We start from the raw sequence: 24,476 nt of genomic DNA on the forward strand, positions 1-24,476 counted from the left end.
CGGATCCTTCTTCATGTTTTCCTTGAGCAAAGGCCCGTCTTCGGGGTGTTTCTCGTTGAGCAGTGCGCGATCCTGCTGGCGCATCAGGCGCCGTGCCAACTCCGGCGAGCCGGGGTAGTAGCGCAACTCGCCATCGGCGTTGAGGCGCTTGATGATGCGCAGGTAGTCAGCGGTGGCAGCCGGCAGGTCGTCACGGTTCCACAGGCGGGCAACGCCTTCGAGATATTCACCGGTACGCGTGGCCTGGTCGCCTTGCAGGTCGTACAGACCCAGGCCGGCATGGGTGTCGATATAGGCGAACGGCTGTTCCTTGCGCGACATCAAGGCGATGAGGCGGGTCAGCACGATGTGCTTGAGGACGTCGGCATGATTGCCGGCGTGGAAGGCGTGACGATAGTTCATGGCAACTCCTGCGGGGGCGGCAAGTTTACCTTGCCTTGCGGGCGGAGTCAGGCCTGGCCGTCGATCGGCACAAGGACCATTCGCGGGCAGGCCCGCCCCCACAGGAGCGGGTCCGCCCGCGAAGCAGCCGTCGCCGGATCAGCAGGTGTTACTTGTCTGCGTGATATGCAGCATCAGCCGTTTCAAACCGCGAAACCATGCTGCCGCTCGGACGCCCCAGCTTGCTCACCACGATGATGGCGATGGTGGCGAACAGGAAGCCCGGGATGATTTCGTACAGGCCAAGCCCGACGTAGTTCTTCCACAGGATCACGGTCAGTGCACCCACCACGATCCCCGCCAGGGCGCCGTTGCGGGTCATGCCCTTCCACAATACCGACAGCAGCACCACCGGCCCGAACGCAGCACCGAAGCCCGCCCAGGCATAAGCCACGAGGCCCAGCACACGGTTGTCAGGGTTCGCCGCCAGGGCGATGGCGATCAATGCCACGGCCAGCACCATCATTCGACCGACCCAGACCAGCTCGGTCTGCGAAGCCCCCTTGCGCAGGAAAGCCTTGTAGAAGTCCTCGGTCAGCGCACTCGAGCACACCAGCAACTGGCAGCTCAGGGTGCTCATGACCGCCGCCAGGATGGCCGACAGCAGCACACCGGCGACCCACGGATTGAACAGGATCTTCGCCAGCTCGATGAACACACGCTCGTGGTTCTCGGTGACCGGGCCGGCCAGTTCAGGGTTGGCCGAGAAGTAGGCGATGCCGAAGAAGCCCACGGCGCAAGTGCCCGCCAGGCACAGGATCATCCAGGTCATGGAGATGCGGCGTGCGTTGGCGATCGACTTCACCGAGTCGGCAGCCATGAAACGCGCCAGGATGTGCGGCTGGCCGAAGTAGCCCAGGCCCCAACCCATCAGCGAGATGATGCCGATGAAGGTAGCGCCGCGGAACATGTCGAAGTTCGCCGCGTTCTGCGCTTCGATCGCCAGCATCGTGGTGTCGAAGCCGCCGGTGGAGATCAGCACGATGATCGGGGTGAGGATCAACGCGAAGATCATCAGCGACGCCTGCACGGTGTCGGTCCAGCTCACCGCCAGGAAACCACCGACGAAGGTGTAGGCGATGGTCGCCGCAGCACCGGCCCACAGCGCCGTCTCGTAGGACATGCCGAAGGTGCTTTCGAACAGACGCGCGCCGGCAACGATGCCCGAGGCGCAGTAGATGGTGAAGAACACCAGGATCACGATGGCCGAGATCACCCGCAGCAGGCCGCTGTTGTCTTCGAAACGGCTGGCGAAGTAGTCGGGCAGCGTCAGCGCATCACCGTTGTGCTCGGTCTGCACCCGCAGACGGCCGGCGACGAACAGCCAGTTCAGGTAGGCACCGACAGTCAGGCCGATGGCGATCCAGGCCTCCGACAGGCCCGACATGTAGATGGCGCCCGGCAGACCCATCAGCAGCCAGCCGCTCATGTCGGAAGCGCCAGCAGAAAGCGCGGTGACCACGCTGCCGAGGCTGCGACCGCCGAGGATGTAGTCGGAGAGGTTCTTAGTAGAGCGATAGGCCGCGAAGCCGATCAGCACCATTGCCGCGATATAGATCACAAAGGTGATCGTGATTGGATTGCCCATGGTTGTGCCCTGGCGTTGTTGTTATCTCTTGCACCCGACTTTCGTGAGACGGTTGCACCCAGGCGGCGAATCCTATGCAACAACATGAATCGGGTGCAACCATTTTTCATTTGCAAGTTGCACCTGGAAATGTCTTTTCAGTTAAAACCCCTTTTTTGCTCCTTTTTGAAGCAAAAGCGACGCTTTTAATAAGCAAAGGCAGCAAAAACGACCCTTTCCGCTGTTTAGCGTCTTGCGCCAGACGAGTTGCACCTTTTTCATGAAAAATTCGGGTTGCACCCGGTTGCACCCGAGAGGTGCCTGGCGCTAATCTTGCCGCCAGCTTAGCCACGCCCGTGGCAATAACGAGGATAAGAAATGGCGACGACCACCCTTGGGGTCAAACTCGACGACCCGACCCGTGAGCGACTCAAAGCGGCTGCGCAGTCCATCGACCGCACCCCGCACTGGTTGATCAAGCAAGCGATCTTCAATTACCTGGAGAAGCTCGAGGGTGGTGCAACCCTGAACGAAATCAACGGCCACGCCGCACAGCTCGGTGACGACGCCGGCGAACTCCCGGCCGACCACGCCCACCAGTGCTTCCTCGAATTCGCCGAAAGCATTCTGCCGCAGTCCGTGCTGCGCGCAGCAATCACCGCAGCCTACCGTCGCCCCGAGCAAGAAGTGGTGCCGATGCTGCTGGAGCAGGCACGCCTGCCGGCCCCGCTGGCCGAAGCGACCAACAAGATGGCCGCAGGCCTGGCCGAAAAGCTGCGCAACCAGAAGAGCGCCAGCGGCCGCGCCGGCATCGTCCAGGGCCTGCTGCAGGAGTTCTCACTGTCGTCCCAGGAAGGCGTGGCGTTGATGTGCCTGGCCGAAGCCCTGCTGCGCATCCCCGACAAAGGTACCCGCGACGCGCTGATCCGCGACAAGATCAGCACGGGCAACTGGCAGCCACACCTGGGCAACAGCCCATCGCTGTTCGTCAATGCCGCCACCTGGGGCCTGCTGCTGACGGGCAAGCTGGTCTCCACCCACAACGAATCCGGCCTGACTTCCTCGCTCACCCGCATCATCGGCAAGAGTGGCGAGCCGATGATCCGCAAGGGCGTCGACATGGCCATGCGCCTGATGGGCGAGCAGTTCGTCACCGGCGAGACCATCGCCGAAGCCCTGGCCAACGCCAGCCGCTTCGAATCCAAGGGCTTCCGCTACAGCTACGACATGCTCGGCGAAGCCGCGCTGACCGAGCACGACGCCCAGAAGTACCTGGCCTCCTACGAGCAGGCGATCCACTCGATCGGCAAGGCCTCGCACGGGCGCGGCATCTATGAAGGCCCGGGCATCTCGATCAAGCTCTCGGCGCTGCACCCGCGCTACAGCCGCGCGCAATACGAGCGCGTGATGGAAGAACTGTACCCGCGCCTGCTGTCGCTGACCCAACTGGCCAAGCAGTACGACATCGGCCTGAACATCGACGCCGAGGAAGCCGACCGCCTGGAGCTGTCGCTGGACCTGCTCGAACGCCTGTGCTTCGAGCCGTCACTGGCGGGCTGGAACGGTATCGGTTTCGTCATCCAGGCCTACCAGAAGCGCTGCCCGTACGTGATCGACTCGGTCATCGACCTGGCCAAGCGCAGCCGTCACCGCCTGATGATCCGCCTGGTCAAGGGCGCCTACTGGGACAGCGAGATCAAGCGCGCCCAGGTCGAAGGCCTGGAGGGCTACCCGGTCTACACCCGCAAGGTCTATACCGACGTGTCCTACATCGCCTGCGCCCGCAAGCTGTTGTCGGTGCCGGAAGCCATCTACCCGCAGTTCGCCACGCACAACGCCCACACCTTGTCGGCCATCTACCATATTGCCGGCCAGAACTATTACCCAGGCCAGTACGAGTTCCAGTGCCTGCACGGCATGGGCGAGCCTCTGTACGAGCAGGTCGTCGGCAAGATCGCCGATGGCAAGCTGAACCGTCCGTGCCGTGTCTATGCGCCGGTCGGCACCCACGAAACCCTGCTGGCCTACCTGGTGCGCCGTCTGCTGGAAAACGGCGCCAACACCTCGTTCGTCAACCGGATCGCCGACCACTCGATCTCCATCCAGGAACTGGTCGCCGACCCGGTCGCGAGCATCGAGCGCATGGCCACCCAGGAAGGCAGCGTCGGCCTGCCGCATCCGCGCATTCCACTGCCGCGCGACCTCTATGGCAGCGAGCGGGCCAACTCGGCCGGCATCGACATGGCCAACGAACACCGCCTGGCGTCGCTGTCCTGCGCCATGCTGGCGACCGCACACAACGACTGGAAGGCTGCCCCGCTGCTGGCCTGCGCCACCAGCCAGGAAGCTGCCGCGCCAGTGCTCAACCCAGCCGATCACCGCGATGTGGTGGGCCATGTGCAAGAGGCGAGCGTCACCGACGTCGACAACGCCATCCAGTGTGCCCTCAATGCCGCGCCAATCTGGCAAGCCACCCCTCCGGCCGAGCGCGCCGCGATCCTCGAACGCACTGCCGACCTGATGGAAGCCGAGATCCAGCCGCTGATGGGCCTGCTCATCCGCGAGGCTGGCAAGACCTTCGCCAACGCCATCGCCGAAGTGCGCGAAGCCGTGGACTTCCTGCGCTACTACGCAGTGCAGGCGCGCAACGACTTCAGCAACGACGCCTGCCGCCCGCTCGGCCCGGTCGTGTGCATCAGCCCATGGAACTTCCCTCTGGCGATCTTCACCGGCCAGGTGGCCGCCGCACTGGCCGCCGGTAACCCGGTGCTGGCCAAGCCGGCCGAACAGACCCCGCTGGTCGCGGCCCAGGCCGTGCGCCTGTTGCTCGAAGCCGGTATCCCTGAAGGCGTGCTGCAACTGCTGCCGGGGCGCGGCGAAACCGTCGGCGCCGGCCTGGTCGGCGACGAGCGGGTCAAGGGCGTGATGTTCACCGGCTCCACCGAAGTCGCGCGCCTGCTGCAACGCAACGTCGCCGGTCGCCTGGATGCCCAGGGTCGTCCGATCCCGCTGATCGCAGAAACCGGCGGGCAGAACGCGATGATCGTCGACTCCTCGGCGCTGACTGAACAGGTGGTGATCGATGTGGTGTCGTCGGCCTTCGACAGCGCTGGCCAGCGCTGCTCGGCGCTGCGCGTGCTGTGCCTGCAGGAAGATTCCGCCGACCGCGTGATCGAGATGCTCAAGGGCGCCATGGCGCAGAACCGCATGGGCAATCCCGAGCGCCTGTCGGTGGACATCGGCCCGGTGATCGACGCTGAAGCCAAGGCTGGCATCGAGAAGCACATCCAGGCCATGCGTGAGAAAGGACGCAGCGTCTACCAGGTGGCCATCGCCGAATCCGAGGAGTGCAAGCGCGGCACCTTCGTCATGCCTACCCTGATCGAGCTGGAAAGCTTCGACGAGCTCAAGCGCGAGATCTTCGGCCCAGTGCTGCACGTGGTGCGCTACAACCGCAAGCACCTCGACCAGCTGATCGCGCAGATCAACGCCTCCGGCTACGGCCTGACGCTGGGCGTGCACACGCGCATCGACGAGACCATCGCCAAGGTGGTGGACAACGTCAACGCCGGCAACATGTACGTCAACCGCAACATCGTCGGTGCCGTAGTCGGCGTGCAGCCATTCGGTGGTGAAGGACTGTCCGGCACCGGCCCGAAAGCCGGTGGTCCGCTGTACCTGTACCGCCTGCTGTCGACCCGTCCGGCTGACGCCATCGCCCGCCACTTCCAGCGCGCCGACGGTGAGACCAAGGCCGACACCACCCTGCGCGACCAACTGCTCAAGCCGCTGCAGGTGCTCAAGGCCTGGGCTTCGAGCAACCAGCCCGAGCTGGTGGAACTGTGCGAGCAGTTCGCCGAACAGTCGCAAAGTGGCATCACCCGTGTCCTGCCTGGACCGACCGGCGAGCGCAACACCTACACCGTATTGCCTCGCGAGCATGTGCTGTGCCTGGCCGACAACGAGGCTGACCTGCTCGCGCAGCTCGCCGCGGTGCTGGCAGTGGGCAGCTCGGCGGTGTGGGCTGACGGCGAGCCGGCCAAGGGCCTGCGCGGTCGCCTGCCGAAAGACCTGCAAGGCAAGATCAAGCTGGTGGCCGACTGGAGCAAGGATGAAGTGGCGCTCGACGCGGTCATCCACCACGGCGACTCCGACCAGTTGCGCGCGGTGTGCCAGCAGGTCGCCAAGCGTGCTGGGGCCATTGTGGGTGTGCATGGGCTGTCCAGCGGTGATCCGCAGATCGCGCTGGAGCGGTTGGTGATCGAGCGTGCGGTGAGCGTAAACACCGCGGCTGCGGGGGGCAACGCCAGCCTGATGACCATCGGCTGACCGTACTGACGCCATCGCGGGCAAGCCCGCTCTCACCGGTTCAGCAGCGAAACGGTGGCAGCGGGCAACCCACCTATTGTTTTCTTTTCGATTTCCAAAGTTTGAATCTGGATAGAACGGGCGACTTTTTGGTCACCGGTTGCTCCGGCAAAACATGCAAAAGCGTTATCTTTTGCAGGCTGGGCACATGCTTCTGGAGGTTATAATTTACCGTTCCATTCTCGGTAGATGTGGCCAGAAATACAGTCTGTTGGGTAATCGCATCAACCTTAGCTATAAAATCCCCTGTCGCCACATCCTTCAGGCTGAAGACCTGTCTCGAGGTGATCGATACCTCGTCCCGTTCGCCTCTTGCGCCCCTGTGGATCTGGTATTCAGAGGCCGCGCCCGGGGCCGCCGACCATATGCCGCGCACCTCGCCGTTCTCATTGAATGCCCCGCCGGTAGGCTCGATGGAGTAGAGTAAGCTGGTCATCTCGGCAGCCAGTGCTTGATGTGCAAGCATCGAAATAATCTCTAGCTGCTGCGAGCTGAAATACTCCCTAACGTTGTGTACAAGCATGGGGATTTCCTCGCCGTTTTCTATCAGAGTGTACGTGCTACGCGTAAAGTCCTTGGCAAACTGTTCAGTCACCCCTAGATCCTCCGCGAGCTGCGCAGCCGGGCCAAGAACTTCTTGCTCGCTGTTGCCCGACGGACCTATGACCCTTTCCAGTTCAGTGGGTTGATACGCTTCACTCTCACGCATCCAATACACCGTTAATTTCTTTCGATGTTGCGTGTCGTGACTGACATTGCCCTTTAGTACAACACCAGGCTTCAGATTTTTAAAAATCTCCGGAAACTCGATCAACTTGTCCAACGCAGCGAAGTCAGCCCCGAACTCCGACTCAAAACTGTGTAATCCATTGGCATCCCTGCGCGTCACCGGATTGTTGCGCACCATGCAATACAAGTTAAGGCCATCCACCGCACCCGCCGGGTCTGCACTCAGCCACCGCCCGACCCACGGCTGGTAGTAGCGATAACCGTAGTAGTACAACCCAGTCGCATCTCGTTCCTTGCCTGAATAACGCAAGGTCTTGTAACTCCCTTCAAGCTCGCTGCGGGCTGCCCACAACGCGGTTCCCCCAAAAGGGTAATACGCTTCATGGCTGATCAGTCTGCCCGCGCCGTCGACCTCCAGGATGCCGCTGCCCAGTGGCGTGTCGTAGCTGTAGCGCAGTTGATCGTTCTCCAACCCTTCAGGCACCTCGCTGCACCAGTGCAACATTCGCACCTGTGCATGACCGGGCTCACCGACCGAAATAACCTGCAACGCCTCCTCAAGGTAGGCATCGCGGGTAGTGCAGCGCAATTCAAGCCCGGGTAAATAGGTGACTCGAAGCGTGTGCCGGCTTGCAGCGCTCCACTGCGTGTTGACTTTCAGGACTCGCATGCTGGCACTGTCATAACGGTAGTGCTCATGATCATCCCGCCCCTCCTCGCGTTGCTGGGAGATGACCTGATGCAACTCCCCTTGAGGCGTCCAGCACAGGGGATTGCCGGGTAACAGCGAGATCTGCTGACCCTTGGCCGTGAATAACGCCTCAACCTCGGCAGGTGTCTTCGCCATTATGCCCAGCACCGCCCGATTGCTGCGGTCACTGACTGCGATCTCGACGACACGACAGTGATTGCTAGCAGGCACCCGGTGCACCATGCGCGTCAGGTTGCCAGCAGTGTCATAAATAAAGTTGCGGGTATAACAGGTAAAGAGTGTCTCATCATGGGGAGAAGGAGACGGCGTGTTGTACTCTCCCGACCGCGATGACGCATTGACCTGCTCCCTTCCGCAGGCGCTGACCAATTGATAAAGGCTGTCGTAATGGTAGGTTGTCTGCGGTTCCGCCACCTGGTTGCGCCAGAACCGCCTATTGTCGGCCTCGTCACGTTCGCTCACCACATTGCCCACAGGGTCGAACGTATACTGCAAATCCTGCAGGAGCCTCGCACCGAGGGCATGACTCGCAGGTCGCTCGATCCGTAGCTGAGCCTGGCGTTGCGTTCGTGGCTCAAAGAAATAGGTGCTCAACACACCGTTACCATGCAGTTCACGGGTCTTATGTCCACCTGCCAGGTAACTCGTCGACCGGACGATCTCGCATTCTTGAGAGCCTTTGCGCCTCAGCCAGCTTGCCTGGAGCCGACCCGCGATGTCATAGGTGACACGCCGCAGGTGCCCTGCTGCATCGACAATGCTCGATACTGTTCCGGTTGCGTCCACGACCGAACACGTAGTGCGTGCCTGTGCAATCGGCTCAAGTGCGCGATCCCATTCATCGACGCACTCACCTTGCCAATCGACCACTGTCTGTACTTCATCTCCCCGCCCCAGAAGGCGTCGGGTGACAGACAGCGTGGTCCCCGTCATGGCGATGGCGTCGTGCAAGGCAAGGCCAGCAGTGTCGTAAAGACGTATACAGCGACCCGCCAGGTTTCGCCCCCGCTCCAGTGCACTGCTACCCCCATAGACAAAGCGCTGGGTCATGCGGGGAACACCACCGCCAACTGTATCGCTGATGCTCGACAAACGGCCCGCCAGACCGTGAGCCTCGTACACCGATCGACGTACCACCGCCTGGCTGTAATCGTCACGCCCTTCTGCACCTGCCGCAATTGCACTGATACGCACCAAAGGCCGACTATCGATATCAGCCAAGGCAACTTCAATGCCCGCGTCGACACTCTGAACACGCAGCACTTTGCCAGCGAAATCGTTGGCCAACGCGAAGTTCACCAGACCGCGCCCAGCCATACGCGGGTCGCTGCTACGATCCAGGAAACCACGAGGATCGTGCCTGTGCCGCGTGATGAGCAGGGTGGTCTGCCCAAGCGCAAGCCCATCACGATGGCAGGTGATTTCCCGTACCTTCAGCTTGCGAGCAAACACCGATACCGATGGGGTTTGGCAATGGACTAATGGCGCGTTGCTGGTCATTGGGCAATGCTCCGGTGCGGGTCTAAATGGGAAGCAGCCCCCCAATCAGAGCTCAACGGGGATCAGACAAAGGCCTAGGCTCTGTCCTGAATGTGTCTGCACGAAGGCCAGACAAGGCGAACAGGGTAAGGAACGCCCGGGGGCCTCGCCCGACGGTACTGGAGTACATGAGCATTCCGAGCCCCGTCCCAACGCAGTATGGGCGAGTGCAGATGCATTTCAGACAGAGCCTAGGCTACCCCAGCGATGCACAAGCCACACCTGACAGAAATACCAGTGGAGCAGCGCAAGGTATTTCGACAAGCGAGCGCCACTGATGGCACACCTGCGCTCAGCCTTCTGGAGTGTCATCACGCACACCCATGAGCCTGTGCAGCCACTATCCCTGGCTCTAGACTCGCAGCATCTCGAACCCAGGAATCCCGCCATGTCCGAGCAACTCCTCAGCAGCCGCAATCTCGCCTTCGAACTCTACGAGGTCCTCGACGCCGAGGCCCTGACCCAGCGCCCGCGCTTCGCCGAGCACAACCGCGAGACCTTCGACGCAGCGCTTGGTACGGCTCGCACGATTGCCGAGAAGTACTTCGCCCCGCACAACCGCAAGGGCGACGAGCACGAGCCACGCTATGTCGACGGCCGCGCCGAGCTGATTGCCGAGGTCAAGCCTGCGGTAGAGGCCTTCCTCGAGGCGGGCTTCCTCAACGCCAACCGCGACTTCGACGTCGGCGGCATGCAGTTGCCGAGCCTGGTTTCGCAAGCCTGCTTCGCCCACTTCCAGGCCGCCAACGCTGGCACCACGGCCTACCCCTTCCTGACCATGGGCGCAGCCAACCTGATCGAGAGCTTCGGCAGCGACGAGCAGAAGCGCCTGTTCCTGCAGCCGATGATCGAAGGTCGCTACTTCGGCACCATGGCCCTGACCGAGCCCCACGCCGGCTCGTCGCTGGCCGATATCCGCACCCGTGCAGAGCCCGCAGGCGATGGCAGCTATCGGCTCAAGGGCAACAAGATCTTCATCTCCGGCGGCGACCACGAGCTGTCGCAGAACATCGTGCACATGGTCCTGGCCAAGCTGCCGGATGCACCGCCCGGGGTGAAAGGCATTTCGCTGTTCATCGTGCCCAAGTACCTGGTCAACGACGACGGCAGCCTCGGCGCCCGCAACGACGTGCTGCTGGCCGGGCTGTTCCACAAGATGGGCTGGCGTGGCACGACCTCCACGGCGTTGAATTTCGGTGACAACGGCCAGTGCGTCGGCTATCTGGTCGGCAAGCCACACCAGGGGCTGGCCTGCATGTTCCAGATGATGAACGAGGCGCGCATCGGCGTCGGCATGGGCGCGGTGATGCTCGGCTACGCCGGCTACCTGTACTCGCTGGACTACGCCCGCCAACGCCCGCAAGGCCGTCAGGTGGACAACAAGGACCCCAACAGCCCAGCAGTGCCGATCATCGAGCACGCCGATGTAAGACGCATGCTGCTGGCGCAGAAGGCCTACGTGGAAGGTGCCTTCGACCTGGGCCTGTATGCCGCCCGGTTGTTCGACGACACCCACAGCGCACCCGACGAGGCGGCACGCGCACAAGCCCAGGAACTGCTCGACCTGCTCACCCCGATCGTCAAGTCCTGGCCTTCGACGTTCTGTCTCAAGGCCAACGAACTGGCGATCCAGATCCTCGGTGGCCACGGCTACACCCGCGAATACCCGGTAGAGCAGTACTACCGCGACAACCGCCTGAACCCGATCCACGAGGGCACCGAAGGCATCCAGTCGCTCGATCTGCTCGGGCGCAAGCTGGCGCAGAACGGCGGCGCCGGACTCAAGCAGCTGATTCGCCTGATCGCCACCACCGCCGAGCGCGCCAGCCATCACCCCAACCTGGACGCACTGCGCCAGCCGCTGGAGCAACTGGTCAACCGCCTGCAAGCCGTGACCCTGGCACTGCTCGGCGACCTGGCCCAGGGCAGGGTCGCCGGCGCGCTGGCAAACTCGGCGCTGTACCTCAAGGTGTTCGGCCACTGCGTGATCGGCTGGCGCTGGCTGGAGCAGGCCATCTATGCCGAACTCGGGCTGATGAAGGGGGTCGATGTCGATCGCGATTTTTACTGCGGCAAGTTGCAGGCCGCACGTTATTTCCTGACTTGGGAAGTGCCAGGCTGCCATACTGAGCTCGCACTGCTCGAGGCACGCGACGACACCTGCCTGGGCATGCAAGAGGGGTGGTTCTAGGGGGAGCCACCGCGAACCGGAGGTGCCCGCATGTTCGATTCCAGCGCCCTGCTGCGCCAGCGCTTCGCAGCGCTGCGCAGCACGGCCGAACTGTTCTCGCTTCGCCACGTGAAGCAATCGCATCAATCGCTGTCGGTGCGGCGCAACGTCGCCGAACCGCCATTCTTCAGCCAGGACGAAGGCGCCATGCTCACCGTGCGCCTGAACGGCGTCGAGGCCTACGCCGCCACCGCCGACCTGTCGCAGAGCGGCCTGCAACGCGCCCTGGAACACGCCGAGGCCCTGGCCCGGCAGATCACCGGCCACCACCTGCTCGACCTGCGCGACCAACCGGTGCCGAGCACGCGCCACGACCATGTCTCGCCCAACTTCGACCAATCGCTGCCAAACCTTGCAGATTGCCTCGAGCTGCTCGCCGCCGAATCGGCCAGTGTGCCCAAGGACGAACGTCTGGTGGACTGGCAGGCGAGCCTGGGCATCACCCTGGTCGAGCAGACTTACCTGAACTCAGCCGGCGCCGAGCTGCGCAACGCGCAGCGCTTCATCTTTCCGGGCCTTGGCGTCACCGCCAGCGATGGGCGCGACAGCCAGAGCCGCAGCCTGGGCCGGGAGAACTTTGGTCAGCAGGGTGGCTTCGAAGTCGTCCAGCGCTGCGGCCTGGTCGGCGCCGCCCGACGTATCGCCGACGAAGCCCTGCAACTGCTGCTGGCGCCCAACACCCCGAGCGGTGCGCGCGACCTGCTGCTGATGCCCGATCAGATGATGCTGCAGATTCACGAGTCCATCGGCCATCCACTGGAGATGGACCGCATTCTCGGCGACGAGCGCAATTACGCGGGCACCAGCTTCGTCAAGAGCAGCGATTTCGGGCAGTTGCAATACGGCTCGCCCCTGCTGAACGTGACCTTCGACCCCACCATCGACGAGGAGCTGGCCAGCTACAGCTTCGACGACGACGGCACCGCGGCCAGCAAGCAGTTCCTGATCCGCGAGGGCAAGCTGCTGCGCCCGCTGGGCGGCGCTCTGTCGCAGTTCCGCTCAGGGCTCGACGGCGTGGCCAACAGCCGCGCCTGTGGCTGGAACCGCGCCCCGATCGACCGCATGGCCAACCTCAACATCGAGCCGGGCGACCAGTCGCTCGACCAACTCATCGGTGGGATCGAGCACGGCATCCTGATGCGCACCAACCGCTCCTGGTCCATCGACGATGCGCGCAACAAGTTCCAGTTCGGCTGCGAATGGGGCCAACTGATCGAACACGGCGAGCTCAAGGGCGTGGTCAAGAACCCCAATTATCGCGGCATCTCCGCGCAGTTCTGGCGCAACCTGTCGGCAGTGGGCGATAGCAGCACCTTCCAGGTGCTTGGCACACCCAACTGCGGCAAGGGCGAGCCCAACCAGGTCATCCGGGTCGGCCATGCCTCGCCGGCCTGCGTGTTCCGCCAGATCGACGTATTCGGAGGAGACGCCTGATGAGCACCCCCTATCAAGAACGCTTCGAGGCATTGGCCAGTGCCCTGCGCGAGGCGCTGCACCCCGGCGAACAGTTCACCCTCGGCTACAGCGCCGAGCAGTCGCGCTTCGTACGCTTCAACCATGCCAAGGTGCGCCAGGCCGGCGAAGTGGCCCAGGCCAGCGCACTGTTGCGTCTGGTGCGTGACGGGCGCCAGGCCGAACAGCAGTTCACCCTCGGTGACGATGCGCAACTGGATCGCCAGCGCCTGCAAGATGCCCTGGCGCAACTGCGCCTGACCTTGCCGCTGCTACCGGTCGACCCCTACCTGAAACTCGACGAAAGCGCCTGGCACAGCCACAGCGTGCAAGAACCGGCGCTGCCCGATTTCACCGAAGTACTGGCGCTGGTCGAGCAGCAGGCAGGCAACCTCGATCTGGTCGGTATCTACGCCGCCGGCCCGATCTGCCGGGGTTTCGCCAGCTCGTTCGGGGCCTTCGGCTGGCACCAGGCCAACAGCTTCAATTTCGACTGGAGCCTGTTCCACAGCAACGGCCAGGCGGTGAAGGCCAACTATGCAGGCCAGGTCTGGAGCGGCGAGGCCTTCAGTGCACGCCTGCAACTGGCCCGCGAACAGCTTGAGTACCTGGGGCGCCCAACGATCACCCTCAAGCCTGGCCGCTACCGCGCCTACCTGGCGCCAGCAGCCATGGACGAAATCGCGAGCATGCTCGGCTGGGGAGGCTTCTCGGCCCAGGCCCTGGCCACCGGCAACAGCCCATTGCAACGCCTGTACACCGGTGATGCCCAGCTCGATCCACGGGTTGGCTTCTCGGAGCAGGTCAGCGGTTCGCTGAGCCCGTCGTTCTCCAGCGAGGGCTCGCCCCGCGAGGACGTAGCGCTGATCGTCGAGGGCCGGGGCAGCGCGCGCCTGGTCAGCCCTCGCAGCGCGGCAGAGTTCGCCCTGCAGGGCAACGGCGCCGACAGCTATGAGGCACCGTGCGCCCTGAGCCTGGCACCTGGGGAGCTGGCGTCGGCGGATATCCTGGCACGCCTGGGCACCGGGCTGTACATCAGCAACCTCTGGTACCTGAACTATTCAGACCTGCCGGCAGCGCGCATGACCGGCCTGACCCGCTTCGCCACGTTCTGGGTGGAAGACGGCCAGATCCAGGGCCCGGTCAGCACCATGCGCTTCGACGACAGTCTCTACAACCTGCTGGGCCCTCAGCTGGAAGACCTGACGCGCGAACGCGAGCTGATCCTGTCGACCAGCACCTATGGGCAGCGGCAAACCGGATCGAGTCATCTGCCCGGGGCGTTGGTCAGAGGATTGACGCTGACACTGTAACGCCACGCCCCTGTGGGAGCGCCGTTTAGACGCTTCCACAGGGAACTGCGCACTTTTCAGGATAGAGGCCATGCCCGAACGCGCCCCGCTCGACCCTACCACCGCCCGCTGGATCCCCTGGGTGGTGGCCATCGCCTTCTTCATGCAGTCGCTCGACGGCACCATCCTCAACACCGCGCTGCCGGCCATGGCCCGCTCGCTGGCAGAAGACCCGCTGCGCATGCAGGGCGTGATCATCGCCTACATGCTCACCGTGGCCCTGCTGATTCCGGCTTCGGGCTGGATCGCCGACCGCTTCGGCACCAAGCACATCTTCTTCGGCGCCATCCTGCTGTTCAGCCTGGGTTCGCTGCTGTGCGCGGCGGCCAACAGCCTGGGCTTTCTGATCATCGCCCGCGTCATCCAGGGCCTGGGCGGTGCCCTGATGCTGCCGGTCGGGCGATTGGTGGTGCTGCGCGCCTACCCACGCTCGGAGCTGGTGCGGATCATGAGCTTCATCACCATCCCCGGCCTGCTGGGCCCGCTGCTGGGCCCAACCGTCGGCGGCTGGCTGGTGGAAATCCTCAGTTGGCACTGGATCTTCCTGCTCAACCTGCCGGTCGGCGCGCTGGGGTGCTACGCGGTATGGAAGTTCATCCCCGACCTGCGCGGCAGCGAACGCACCACCTTCGATGGACCCGGATTCATCCTGTTCGGCGCCGCGATGGTGCTGATCACCATCGCCATGGAGGGCCTGGGCGAGTTGCACCTGCCACACCTGCGGGTGATGTTGCTGCTGTTCGCCGGCATGGCCTGCCTTGCCGCCTACTGGCTGCGCGCCGGGCGTGACCCGGAGCCGCTGTTCTCGCCCAGCCTGTTCCGCGTGCGCACCTTTGCCATCGGCATCCTCGGCAACCTGTTCGCCCGCCTGGGCAGCGGCGCCCTGCCCTTCCTGGTACCGCTGCTGCTGCAGGTGGCGCTGGGCTACTCGCCGGCCCAGGCCGGCATGAGCATGATCCCGCTGGCCGCCGCGGCGATGATCGCCAAGTCGGTGGCGCGGCCACTGATCGAGCGCCTCGGCTATCGCATCATCCTCACCGGCAACACGCTGTTGCTGGGGGTGCTGCTGGCCAGCCTGGGGCTGGTCGACGAGCAGACGCCCTATTGGCTGCTGCTGATGCAGCTGGGCTTGCTGGGCGCGGTGAATTCGCTGCAGTTCACCGCGATGAACACGGTGACGCTGATCGACCTCGACGACGCCAGCGCCAGCAGCGGCAACAGCCTGCTGTCGGTGGTCGCGCAACTGTCGCTGAGCCTGGGCGTGGCCTGCGCCGGTGCGCTGCTCGGCGGCTTTACCGCCTCGGGGAGCGCCGAGGGCGTGGAGACCACGCTGGGCGCGTTCCAGTTGACCTTCCTGACCATCGGCCTGATGGCGATGCTGGCCGCGGCGATCTTCCTGCAACTGTCGCCGACGGACGGAAGGCGTGCCCGTCGTCCGGAAGAACACGTGGAAACGTAGGGCGAATGGCCATGAGGCTGGTAGACTGTGCGGCATTTTTCGCTTCGCACCGCAGGCCCGCCTCGTGACCACCGAATCCACCGCTTTCGCCTCCCTGCCGCTGTCCGCCGCCATGCTGGCCAACCTGGACGCCCTGGGCTATGCCTCGATGACCCCGATCCAGGCCCAGAGCCTGCCGGTCATCCTCAAGGGCCAGGACCTGATCGCCCAGGCCAAGACCGGCAGCGGCAAGACCGCCGCCTTCGGCATCGGCCTGCTCAATCCGATCAACCCGCGCTTCTTCGGCTGCCAGGCGCTGGTGCTGTGCCCGACGCGGGAACTGGCCGACCAGGTCGCCAAGGAGCTGCGCCGCCTGGCCCGCGCCGAGGACAACATCAAGATCCTCACCCTCTGCGGCGGCGTCTCCCTGGGCCCGCAGATCGCCTCGCTGGAGCACGGTGCGCACATCATCGTCGGCACCCCGGGCCGCATCCAGCAGCACCTGGACAAGGGCACCCTGGACCTGAAGGGGCTCAACACCCTGGTACTCGACGAAGCCGACCGCATGCTCGACATGGGCTTCTTCGACGCCATCGCCGCAATCATCGGCAAGACCCCATCGCGCCGCCAGACCCTGCTGTTCTCGGCCACCTACCCGGCCGGCATCGAGCAACTGGCCGCCGACTTCATGCGCAAGCCGCAGCAGGTCACGGTCGAGAGCCAGCACAGCGACAACCAGATCGAGCAGCGTTTCATCGAGATCGACCCGCAGCAGCGCCTGGAGGCGGTTACCCGCGTACTGGGCCACTACCGCCCGCAGTCGTGCGTGGCGTTCTGCTTCACCAAGCAGCAGTGCGAGGATCTGGTCGCCCACCTGACCGCCAAGGGCATCGTTGCCCAGGCCCTGCACGGTGACCTGGAACAGCGTGACCGCGACCAGGTGCTGACGATGTTCGCCAACCGCAGCAGCTCGGTGCTGGTGGCCACCGATGTCGCCGCCCGCGGCCTGGATATCGACGGCCTGGACCTTGTGATCAACGTAGAACTGGCGCGCGATGCCGAGATCCATGTGCACCGCGTCGGGCGTACCGGCCGCGCCGGCGAGAAAGGCGTGGCGATCAGCCTGGTGGCCCCGGCCGAAGGCCACCGCGCCCAGGCCATCGAAGACCTGCAGAAGCGCCCGCTGCGCTGGGAGCAGTTGGACAGCCTGAAGAGCAAGGGCGGTGAACCACTGCTGCCGACCATGACCACCCTGTGCATCGCCGCCGGGCGCAAGGACAAACTGCGTCCGGGCGATATCCTCGGCGCCCTGACCGGCGATGCCGGGCTGCCGGGCAAGCAGGTGGGCAAGATCGCGATTTTCGATTTCGTGGCCTTCGTGGCGGTCGAGCGGGCCGTGGCCAAGCAGGCGATGCAGCGGCTGAACAGCGGCAAGATCAAGGGGCGAGCCCTGAAGGTCCGTATCGTCTGAACTATTTTGCGGCTGCTTTGCAGCCCATCGCAGGCAAGCCAGCTCCCACAGGGAGTGCACCCGGCCTAGGCTCTGGGGATCCCGTGGGAGCTGGCTTGCCTGCGATGGACCGCGAAGCGGCCCCGGCAATCCATGAGGTAACACCGTGCACTCCACCGACGTGATCATCCTCGGCGCCGGCGCCGCCGGCCTGATGTGCGCCCAGCTCAGCGCGCGCCGCGGCCGCCGCGTGCTGCTGCTCGACCATGCCAACAAACCGGGCAAGAAAATCCTCATGTCCGGCGGCGGGCGCTGCAACTTCACCAATATGTACACCGAGCCTGCCAATTTCCTCTCGCAGAACCCGCACTTCTGCAAGTCGGCGCTGGCCCGCTACACCCAGTGGGACTTCATCGAGCTGGTCGCCAAGCACGGCGTGCCGTACCACGAGAAGAAGCTCGGCCAGCTGTTCTGCGACAACAAGTCCAGCGACATCCTCGACATGCTCCTGGCCGAGTGCGACGAGGCTGGCGCCGAGCTGCGGATGAACACCAGCATCGAGCAGATCGAGAAAACCGACAGCGGTTATTGCCTGCAGACCAGTGCCGGAGAATTTGCCTGCCAGTCGCTGGTGATCGCGACCGGCGGTCTGTCGATCCCGACCCTGGGCGCAACCGGCTTCGGCTATCAGGTCGCCCGCCAGTTTGGCCACGCCCTACTGCCGACCCGCGCCGCGCTGGTGCCGTTCACCATCACCGAGCCCCAGCTCAAGGCATTGTGCACTGAGCTCTCCGGCACGTCGCTGGACTGCATCGCCAGTTGCAACGGCACCAGCTTTCGCGAAAACCTGCTGTTCACTCACCGCGGCCTGAGCGGCCCGGCGATCCTGCAGATTTCCTCGTACTGGGAAGCGGGCGACACGCTGGAGATCAACCTGTTGCCGGATCGCGATGCGCTGGAGTGGCTGCAAGGCGTGCAGGCCGAACGCCCCAACAGCGAGCTGAAGACCGTGCTGGGCGAGGTGTTCACCCGCAAGCTGGCGACCCTGCTGGCCGAGCAGTGGTTCGTTTCGAAACCCCTGAAGCAGTACACCCCGGCAGAATTGACCCAGATCGCCGGGCAGCTCGCGGCCTGGCAACTGGTGCCGGCAGGTACCGAGGGCTACCGCACCGCGGAAGTGACCCTGGGCGGCGTCGACACCCGCGAGGTGTCGTCCAAGACCATGGAATCGCTCAAGAGCCCGGGATTGTTCTTCATCGGCGAGGTGCTGGACGTCAGCGGCCACCTGGGCGGGTTCAATTTCCAGTGGGCGTGGGCTTCTGCCAACGCAGCGGCGCAGTTCGTTTAGAGTAGAATCCTTTCAGCACGGAACGCTTCTTGCTGGTCTGTGCCGAGTGCCGTTTTTTTGGGGCTGCTGGGCAGCCCATCGCGGGACGAGCCCGCTCCTATAGGCACCCCGCTGTTTTCCTGGACAGCGGGGTGCCTATAGGAGCGGGCTCGTCCCGCGATGGGCGCCCCGCCGCTCCACGGCCATGTAAGGACACCCATTCGCTCACAGCCCAAGGCCACTATGTCATCGAGCTCGTTCCGCCATTCATTGCGTCGCGTGTGGGGCCAAGACAAGTTCAGCTATGCCATCCGGGTGACCATCGCCCTGACCGGCACCATGGCCTGGTGCTGGTACCAGAACGAGATGAGCCTGCTCATCCCGTTGTTCCTCGGCATCATCGCCAGCGCCCTGGCCGAGACCGACGACGGCTGGCAGGGCCGTCTCAGTGCGCTGGCCGTCACGCTGGTGTGTTTCGCCATCGCCGCGTTGTCGGTCGAGCTGCTCTTCCCCTACCCCTGGATCTTCGCCGGCTCACTGGCCCTGGCAGCCTTTGGCCTGACCATGCTCGGTGCCCTTGGCGAACGCTATGGCGCCATCGCCTCGGCGACGCTGATCCTGTCGGTGTACACCATGATCGGCGTTGACCAGCGCGGCGGCGTGGTCACTGATTTCTGGCATGAGCCGCTGCTGCTGGTGGCTGGTGCCGCGTGGTACGGGGCGCTCTCGGTACTCTGGCAGGCACTGTTCTCCAACCAGCCGGTGCAGCAGAGCCTGGCCAAGCTGTTCTACGAGCTGGGCAGCTACCTCAAGCTCAAGGCCAGTCTGTTCGAACCGGTGCGCACCCTCGACGTGGAGGCCACGCGCCTGGAGCTGGCCAAGCAGAACGGCAAGGTGGTGGCCGCGCTCAATGCCGCCAAGGAAATCATCCTGCACAGGGTCGGCAACAGCCAGCCCAGCTCCAAGGTCAGTCGCTACCTGAAGCTGTACTTCCTGGCCCAGGACATCCACGAGCGCGTCAGCGCCTCGCACTACCCCTACAACGCCCTGAGCGAGGCGTTCTTCCACAGCGATGTGATGTTCCGCTGCCAGCGCCTGCTGCGCAAACAGGGTTCGTCCTGCCAGGAACTGGCCCGTTCGATCCGCCTGCGCCAGCCGTTCGTGCTCGCCAGCGGCTACCCCGAGGCGCTGGAAGACCTGAACGCCTCGCTGGAGCATCTGCGCACCCAGAACAACCCGGCCTGGCGCAGCCTGCTGCGCTCGCTGCGGGCACTGGCGGTGAACCTGGCCACGCTGGACCGCTTGCTCGGCGCGGCCAGCAACCCCGACAGCCTCGCCGACGCCAGCGACAGCAGCCTGCTCGACCGTTCGCCGCGCACGTTCAAGGAGGTATGGAAACGCCTGCGCACCCAGCTCACGCCCACTTCGCTGCTGTTCCGCCATGCCCTGCGCCTGCCGCTGGCGCTGTCGATCGGCTATGGCATGGTGCACCTGATCCACCCCACGCAAGGCTACTGGATCATCCTGACCACCCTGTTCGTCTGCCAGCCCAACTATGGCGCGACGCGGCGCAAGCTGGTGCAGCGGATCTTCGGTACCGCCATCGGCCTGACGGTTGGCTGGGCGCTGTTCGACCTGTTCCCCAACCCGATCGTCCAGTCGCTGTTCGCGGTGGTCGCTGGCGTGGTGTTCTTCGTCAACCGCACCACACGCTACACCTTGGCCACGGCGGCGATCACGCTGATGGTGCTGTTCTGCTTCAACCAGATCGGCGATGGCTACGGGCTGTTCCTGCCGCGCCTGTTCGACACCCTGGTGGGCGCCCTGATCGCGATCCTCGCGGTGTTCCTGTTCCTGCCCGACTGGCAGGGGCGGCGCCTGAACAAAGTGCTGGCCAACACCCTGACCTGCGCCAGCCTGTACCTGCGCCAGATCATGCAGCAGTACGCCAATGGCAAGCGCGACGACCTCGCCTACCGCCTGGCCCGACGCAACGCCCACAACGCCGACGCGGCGTTGTCGACCACACTGTCGAACATGCTCATGGAGCCGGGGCACTTCCGCAAGGAGGCCGATGTCGGTTTCCGCTTCCTGGTGCTGTCGCACACCTTGCTCAGCTACCTGTCAGGGCTGGGCGCACACCGGGACACGGCGTTGCCTGCCGAAGTACACGAGCAGTTGATCGATGGCGTCGGCAGCAGCCTGGCGCGCAGTCTCGACGAGATCGCCAATGGCCTGGCGGCGCGGCTGCCGGTGGCCATTCACAGCGATGAAGAAGAAGCGCTGGCCAACCAGCTGGAGCAGATGCCCGAGGAGCTGGATGAGCATCAGCGACTGGTGCAGAGCCAGTTGGCTTTGATCTGCCGACAGTTGGGACCGTTGCGTACGTTGGCGGCGCATCTGATCAAGGAAGGGGAGCCGGCTTGAGTCGGCTGTCCGCACCGGCCCTACCGCGGGACGAGTCAGGGCGCGATAGGGCCGCTACCACAGGAATTGGCTGAACTTTAAATTTTGAGCAAGACAGTTGCTCAGATGTTCAGGCCTGCACTGTACCTGTGGGAGCGGGCTCGTCCCGCGATAGGGCCGGCACCGACACTCCAGGTCACAAGCCATACTGCTTCAACAACCGCGCATAGCTGCCATCGGCCTTCATCGCTGCAATCGCCCGCTCGAAACGCTCGACGATCTGCCGATGCTCGGGATGCTGAAGGCTGACGAGGATATGCAGGCTGTTCTCCCCCAGCGGCCGCTCGACGAAATCCACCGCCTCGCGCACCTCCGCCGGCTCCCGCTGCAGGTTGTAGCGCGCCACGTACTCGTCCTCGACCGCCAGGTCCACGCGCCCTGCCGCCAGCATGCGGATCGCCGACGGGAAGTTGCGCACCGCCACCTTGTTCAGCCGGCTGTCGCCATCGAACGCTTGTGAGTAGGCGTAGTCACGCACAACAGCGATGCTGTACGGATAAAGATCGGCCAGTCGCTTGAAGCCAAGCACCTCGCGCTGGCGCTTGAGCAGGCGAATACGGTTGGTCAGATAGGCCCCCGAGAACTGGCCCAGGCGAGTACGCGATTCGTTGTACCAGGCATTGATGAGCACGTCGTAGCGCCCCTCGCCAATCCCCAGCAGCGCCCGCGCCCAGGGCACTTCCTCGAACTCGCTGGCGTACCCGGCGCGGGTGAGTGCCGTGGTGACGATGCTGGTGGCCAGGCCTCCGCCCGGCATGGCACTGTCGGAGAATGGCGGCCATTTGTCAGCCACCAGGCGCAGCGGTGGCTGCGCCGCCGCGGGCGCCGTGAACATCATTGCGGTCAATCCCAGAACGCAAAGCAGTGGCCGCATGCTCAGTTCCTTTCGCAGTTGAGAGCTCCACACTGATTACGGGAGAGTACACAAAGGCGACAGGCAACGGCAGCGGACGATGATGTCATTTAGCCTCTATTTTGGCCGAACTGTGCGAGCAGGTCTCCTTGGCGGCTTGCCCCAAGGGACATCAATGCACACCGCGCGATCTGCGCGTCTTGCACCGCCACGCCGGTCAGGTCAGCCAACGTGATCGCGGCATCCTGCGTACGACCACTTGCCTGCCCAGCCAGCAACGCGCCGATCTCGATCAGGTCGCCAGGTGCTATGAGCCCGGCCTCCAAGGCGTGGGACACCTCGCCGTAGCGGCTGCATTGCCCGACAGCGTCCACCACGATGCAATCGGCGGCAGCTACCAGCGCCGGGTCGAGCTCCTGCTTGCCCGGCCCATCGGCGCCCACCGCGGTGATATGGGTGCCGGGCTGTATCCATTCACGCTGCAGCAGCGGCTCGCGCGAAGGCGTGGTACAGACGATCAGGTTGGCGGACGCGGCAAGCTCGCGGGCCTCATGGGTGGTGCGCACCTCGAAGCCCAGCCCTTCGGCGAACCGTCGATAGTCCGCAAGCCGCCCGGCATCGCGGCCCCAGGCGATCAGACGGCGGCAGTCGGTGACCGGCAGCAGTTGTTCGAGCTGCATCCGCGCCTGCACTCCGCTGCCCAGTACACCGATTGCCCGTACCTTGCGCGGCGCCAACAGGCGGGCGACGACACGCCCGGCCAGTGCAGTGCGCAGGCAGGTCAGCCAGCCTTGGTCCTGGAGCAGCGCCAGCGGTTGGCCGGTACTGGCCGAAAACACCAGCATCAAGCCATCGTTGCTTTCCAAGCCCTTGGACGGGTTGTCGTAGAAACCGGTGGAGACTTTCACCGTGAAGGTATCGCTGCCCTGCAGCCAGGCGGACTTCACGCAGCAGTCGCCGTTTTGTTCGGTGAAGGCGAAATTCTGCACCGGTGGCACATGGACCTCGCCCGCGGAGAAGGCGATAAACCCCTCTTCGATCAGGCGTACCGCCAAATCCCGGTCGAGGATTTCGACCAGTTGCGCCTTGTCGATGATCCTCATTGGATCGCCTCCAGGAACTTCTCCAGCACGATGTTGCGCCCGCACAGCACCACCGCGACCTTCTTGCCCTGGAATTCACCGGCCAGTTTCTGCATGCCCGCGACGGCAACGCCTGCCGCCCCTTCGATGATCCAGCGGTCGTGGGCTGCAACGTCGCGCATGGCTGCGCTGATCTCAGCCTCGCTGACCAGCACGGTGCGATGCAGCAACTGCTGGCACAGGGGGAAGGTGATGGCGCCGGGCTCGACGCCGCCGGCCGTGCCATCGGACAGGGTATCGAGCTCTTGCATCTCGATGATCCGCCCTTCCTCCAGCGAGCGCTGCAGGGTGGGCGCATTGGCCGGCCAGCAGCCGATGACCTGCACCGAGGGTGCAAGCGCGCGTAATGCAGCGCCAATGCCCGAGATCAAGCCGCCGCCACCGACAGCGACGAATACTGCATCAAGGTCCGGTGCCTGCTCGAACAGCTCCATGCCGATGGTGCCCTGGCCAGCGATGATCTGCGCGTCGTTGTAGGGGGAGACGAAAGGCTTGCCCTGCAGCTTGGCCTGGCGAGCCGCTTCAAGCTCGACCGACAGCGGGTCACCGTCGAGCTCGATAACCTCGGCCCCCAGGCCGCGCATGGCCCGGATCTTCAACGGCGAGGCGCTGCTGCTGACGTACACGGTGACCGGCACACCCAGCAACTGCCCGGCCAGTGCAAGGCCCTGCCCGTGATTGCCGGAAGAGGCGGTGATTACGCCAGCCTGACGCTGCGCAGGGTCGAGCAGGCGCAGCTTGTTGCTGGCCCCGCGGAATTTGAAGGAGCCGGTGTGCTGCAGATGTTCGCACTTGAGATGGACATTGCAGCCGCTCTGGCGGGAGAGCCCCGGACTGTGGCTGAGCGGCGTGACCGCCACCTGGGGACGAAGGGCTTCATGGGCTTCGCGGATGGCATGGGGCAGGGTGTCCAGGATGGTCATGGGGGCTCCTTGGGCGATGCGCAGGGGCAAACGCCACGATGTAGAATTAAATTCTACCGTAGACTATTTTTCCAGCCATTGAAAGCCTGTCGTTTCGTTTGTAACGCCAGCGCCCAACGCTGCGCAGCCCCTTTCGCGGGCAAGCCCGCTTGTGTCTTGATAGGGGATTAGAATCTGGAGTGAGAGCGGTGAATGGCAAGCTGAATGCCGCGTGTGCCTTGAGCACGAGTGGGAGCACAAGCTGCCATTCACCGTTCCACTTTGGCGAGAGCCCGAACAGTTGGATGCGGCCTTGATCTCGAATCACAAGCGTGGGCCAAGCCAAAGTCCTCTCACTCTGTTGAGTCTAGGAGATTTTGGTGATGGTTTCCTTTGTGGGTATCGATGTTTCTAGTCGCACGCTGGACATAGCGGTCCGTCCCCAGAGCCTCAAGATCAATGTCACCAACGATCGGGCAGGTTTCGAGGTATTGGAGAAGAGCCTTCG

At 64.1% G+C, this 24,476-nt stretch carries 15 protein-coding genes; 9 read left to right on the top strand and 6 right to left on the bottom strand.

The window, feature by feature from the left end:
- Positions 1-402: 23S rRNA (adenine(2030)-N(6))-methyltransferase RlmJ (rlmJ, locus tag VA602_RS09530; protein ID WP_323453095.1), on the bottom strand; the 402-nt coding region annotated here is incomplete at its 3' end.
- A 148-nt stretch (positions 403-550) separates the two neighbouring features.
- Positions 551-2,029, bottom strand: coding sequence for a sodium/proline symporter PutP (putP, locus tag VA602_RS09535; protein WP_323453096.1), 1,479 nt, complete (start codon positions 2,027-2,029; stop codon positions 551-553).
- 74 nt (positions 2,030-2,103) lie between these two features.
- Between putP and VA602_RS09540 the strand changes: the two genes are divergently transcribed.
- Positions 2,104-2,292, top strand: a complete 189-nt coding sequence (locus VA602_RS09540) for a hypothetical protein (protein ID WP_153774234.1) — start codon at positions 2,104-2,106, stop codon at positions 2,290-2,292.
- 94 nt (positions 2,293-2,386) lie between these two features.
- A complete protein-coding gene (gene putA, locus VA602_RS09545; RefSeq protein ID WP_323453097.1) occupies positions 2,387-6,337 on the top strand; it encodes a trifunctional transcriptional regulator/proline dehydrogenase/L-glutamate gamma-semialdehyde dehydrogenase in 3,951 nt (1,316 codons plus the stop codon).
- 73 nt (positions 6,338-6,410) lie between these two features.
- Here the strand turns inward: putA and VA602_RS09550 are convergent, their stop codons facing one another.
- Positions 6,411-9,317: an RHS repeat-associated core domain-containing protein gene (locus VA602_RS09550; protein ID WP_323453098.1), complete on the bottom strand. Its 2,907-nt coding sequence runs from the start codon at positions 9,315-9,317 to the stop codon at positions 6,411-6,413.
- Between the two features lie 427 nt (positions 9,318-9,744).
- Between VA602_RS09550 and VA602_RS09555 the strand changes: the two genes are divergently transcribed.
- From VA602_RS09555 to yccS, 7 genes are all read left to right on the top strand, one after another.
- Positions 9,745-11,547, top strand: a complete 1,803-nt coding sequence (locus VA602_RS09555; protein ID WP_323453099.1) for an acyl-CoA dehydrogenase — start codon at positions 9,745-9,747, stop codon at positions 11,545-11,547.
- A 30-nt stretch (positions 11,548-11,577) separates the two neighbouring features.
- Positions 11,578-13,020, top strand: coding sequence for a TldD/PmbA family protein (locus VA602_RS09560; RefSeq protein WP_323453100.1), 1,443 nt, complete (start codon positions 11,578-11,580; stop codon positions 13,018-13,020).
- Positions 13,020-14,351 carry a TldD/PmbA family protein gene (locus VA602_RS09565; RefSeq protein WP_323453101.1) on the top strand — a complete coding sequence of 444 codons (1,332 nt, stop codon included), beginning with the start codon at positions 13,020-13,022 and terminating at the stop codon, positions 14,349-14,351. The genes VA602_RS09560 and VA602_RS09565 overlap by 1 nt, the downstream gene beginning before the upstream one ends.
- Positions 14,352-14,421: 70 nt before the next feature.
- On the top strand, positions 14,422-15,849 hold the full coding sequence (gene mdtD, locus VA602_RS09570; RefSeq protein ID WP_054893133.1) for a multidrug transporter subunit MdtD: 1,428 nt from the start codon (positions 14,422-14,424) through the stop codon (positions 15,847-15,849).
- A gap of 112 nt (positions 15,850-15,961) precedes the next feature.
- Entirely contained in the window at positions 15,962-17,299 is a 1,338-nt protein-coding gene (gene dbpA, locus VA602_RS09575; protein ID WP_256216343.1) for an ATP-dependent RNA helicase DbpA, read from the top strand.
- Between the two features lie 145 nt (positions 17,300-17,444).
- On the top strand, positions 17,445-18,626 hold the full coding sequence (locus VA602_RS09580) for a BaiN/RdsA family NAD(P)/FAD-dependent oxidoreductase (protein ID WP_323453102.1): 1,182 nt from the start codon (positions 17,445-17,447) through the stop codon (positions 18,624-18,626).
- 222 nt (positions 18,627-18,848) lie between these two features.
- Positions 18,849-21,032: a YccS family putative transporter gene (yccS, locus tag VA602_RS09585; RefSeq protein ID WP_323453103.1), complete on the top strand. Its 2,184-nt coding sequence runs from the start codon at positions 18,849-18,851 to the stop codon at positions 21,030-21,032.
- A gap of 175 nt (positions 21,033-21,207) precedes the next feature.
- Here the strand turns inward: yccS and VA602_RS09590 are convergent, their stop codons facing one another.
- From VA602_RS09590 to VA602_RS09600, 3 genes are all read right to left on the bottom strand, one after another.
- Positions 21,208-21,945, bottom strand: a complete 738-nt coding sequence (locus tag VA602_RS09590; protein ID WP_323453104.1) for a substrate-binding periplasmic protein — start codon at positions 21,943-21,945, stop codon at positions 21,208-21,210.
- Between the two features lie 89 nt (positions 21,946-22,034).
- Positions 22,035-23,027: an ornithine cyclodeaminase family protein gene (locus tag VA602_RS09595; RefSeq protein WP_323453105.1), complete on the bottom strand. Its 993-nt coding sequence runs from the start codon at positions 23,025-23,027 to the stop codon at positions 22,035-22,037.
- Positions 23,024-23,989 carry a threonine/serine dehydratase gene (locus VA602_RS09600; RefSeq protein ID WP_323453106.1) on the bottom strand — a complete coding sequence of 322 codons (966 nt, stop codon included), beginning with the start codon at positions 23,987-23,989 and terminating at the stop codon, positions 23,024-23,026. Before VA602_RS09600 ends, VA602_RS09595 begins: the two co-directional genes overlap by 4 nt.
- Positions 23,990-24,476 lie beyond the last annotated feature (487 nt).

The sequence above is a fragment of the Pseudomonas machongensis genome, from assembly GCF_034961125.1.
In the GTDB taxonomy this organism is placed as follows: domain Bacteria; phylum Pseudomonadota; class Gammaproteobacteria; order Pseudomonadales; family Pseudomonadaceae; genus Aquipseudomonas; species Aquipseudomonas machongensis.

Coding starts and splice junctions, on each gene's coding strand:
- putP (WP_323453096.1), bottom strand. CDS start 2,029: ATGGGCAATCCAATCACGATCACCTTTGTGATCTATATCGCGGCAATG.
- VA602_RS09540 (WP_153774234.1), top strand. CDS start 2,104: ATGCAACAACATGAATCGGGTGCAACCATTTTTCATTTGCAAGTTGCA.
- putA (WP_323453097.1), top strand. CDS start 2,387: ATGGCGACGACCACCCTTGGGGTCAAACTCGACGACCCGACCCGTGAG.
- VA602_RS09550 (WP_323453098.1), bottom strand. CDS start 9,317: ATGACCAGCAACGCGCCATTAGTCCATTGCCAAACCCCATCGGTATCG.
- VA602_RS09555 (WP_323453099.1), top strand. CDS start 9,745: ATGTCCGAGCAACTCCTCAGCAGCCGCAATCTCGCCTTCGAACTCTAC.
- VA602_RS09560 (WP_323453100.1), top strand. CDS start 11,578: ATGTTCGATTCCAGCGCCCTGCTGCGCCAGCGCTTCGCAGCGCTGCGC.
- VA602_RS09565 (WP_323453101.1), top strand. CDS start 13,020: ATGAGCACCCCCTATCAAGAACGCTTCGAGGCATTGGCCAGTGCCCTG.
- mdtD (WP_054893133.1), top strand. CDS start 14,422: ATGCCCGAACGCGCCCCGCTCGACCCTACCACCGCCCGCTGGATCCCC.
- dbpA (WP_256216343.1), top strand. CDS start 15,962: ATGCTGGCCAACCTGGACGCCCTGGGCTATGCCTCGATGACCCCGATC.
- yccS (WP_323453103.1), top strand. CDS start 18,849: ATGTCATCGAGCTCGTTCCGCCATTCATTGCGTCGCGTGTGGGGCCAA.
- VA602_RS09590 (WP_323453104.1), bottom strand. CDS start 21,945: ATGCGGCCACTGCTTTGCGTTCTGGGATTGACCGCAATGATGTTCACG.
- VA602_RS09595 (WP_323453105.1), bottom strand. CDS start 23,027: ATGAGGATCATCGACAAGGCGCAACTGGTCGAAATCCTCGACCGGGAT.
- VA602_RS09600 (WP_323453106.1), bottom strand. CDS start 23,989: ATGACCATCCTGGACACCCTGCCCCATGCCATCCGCGAAGCCCATGAA.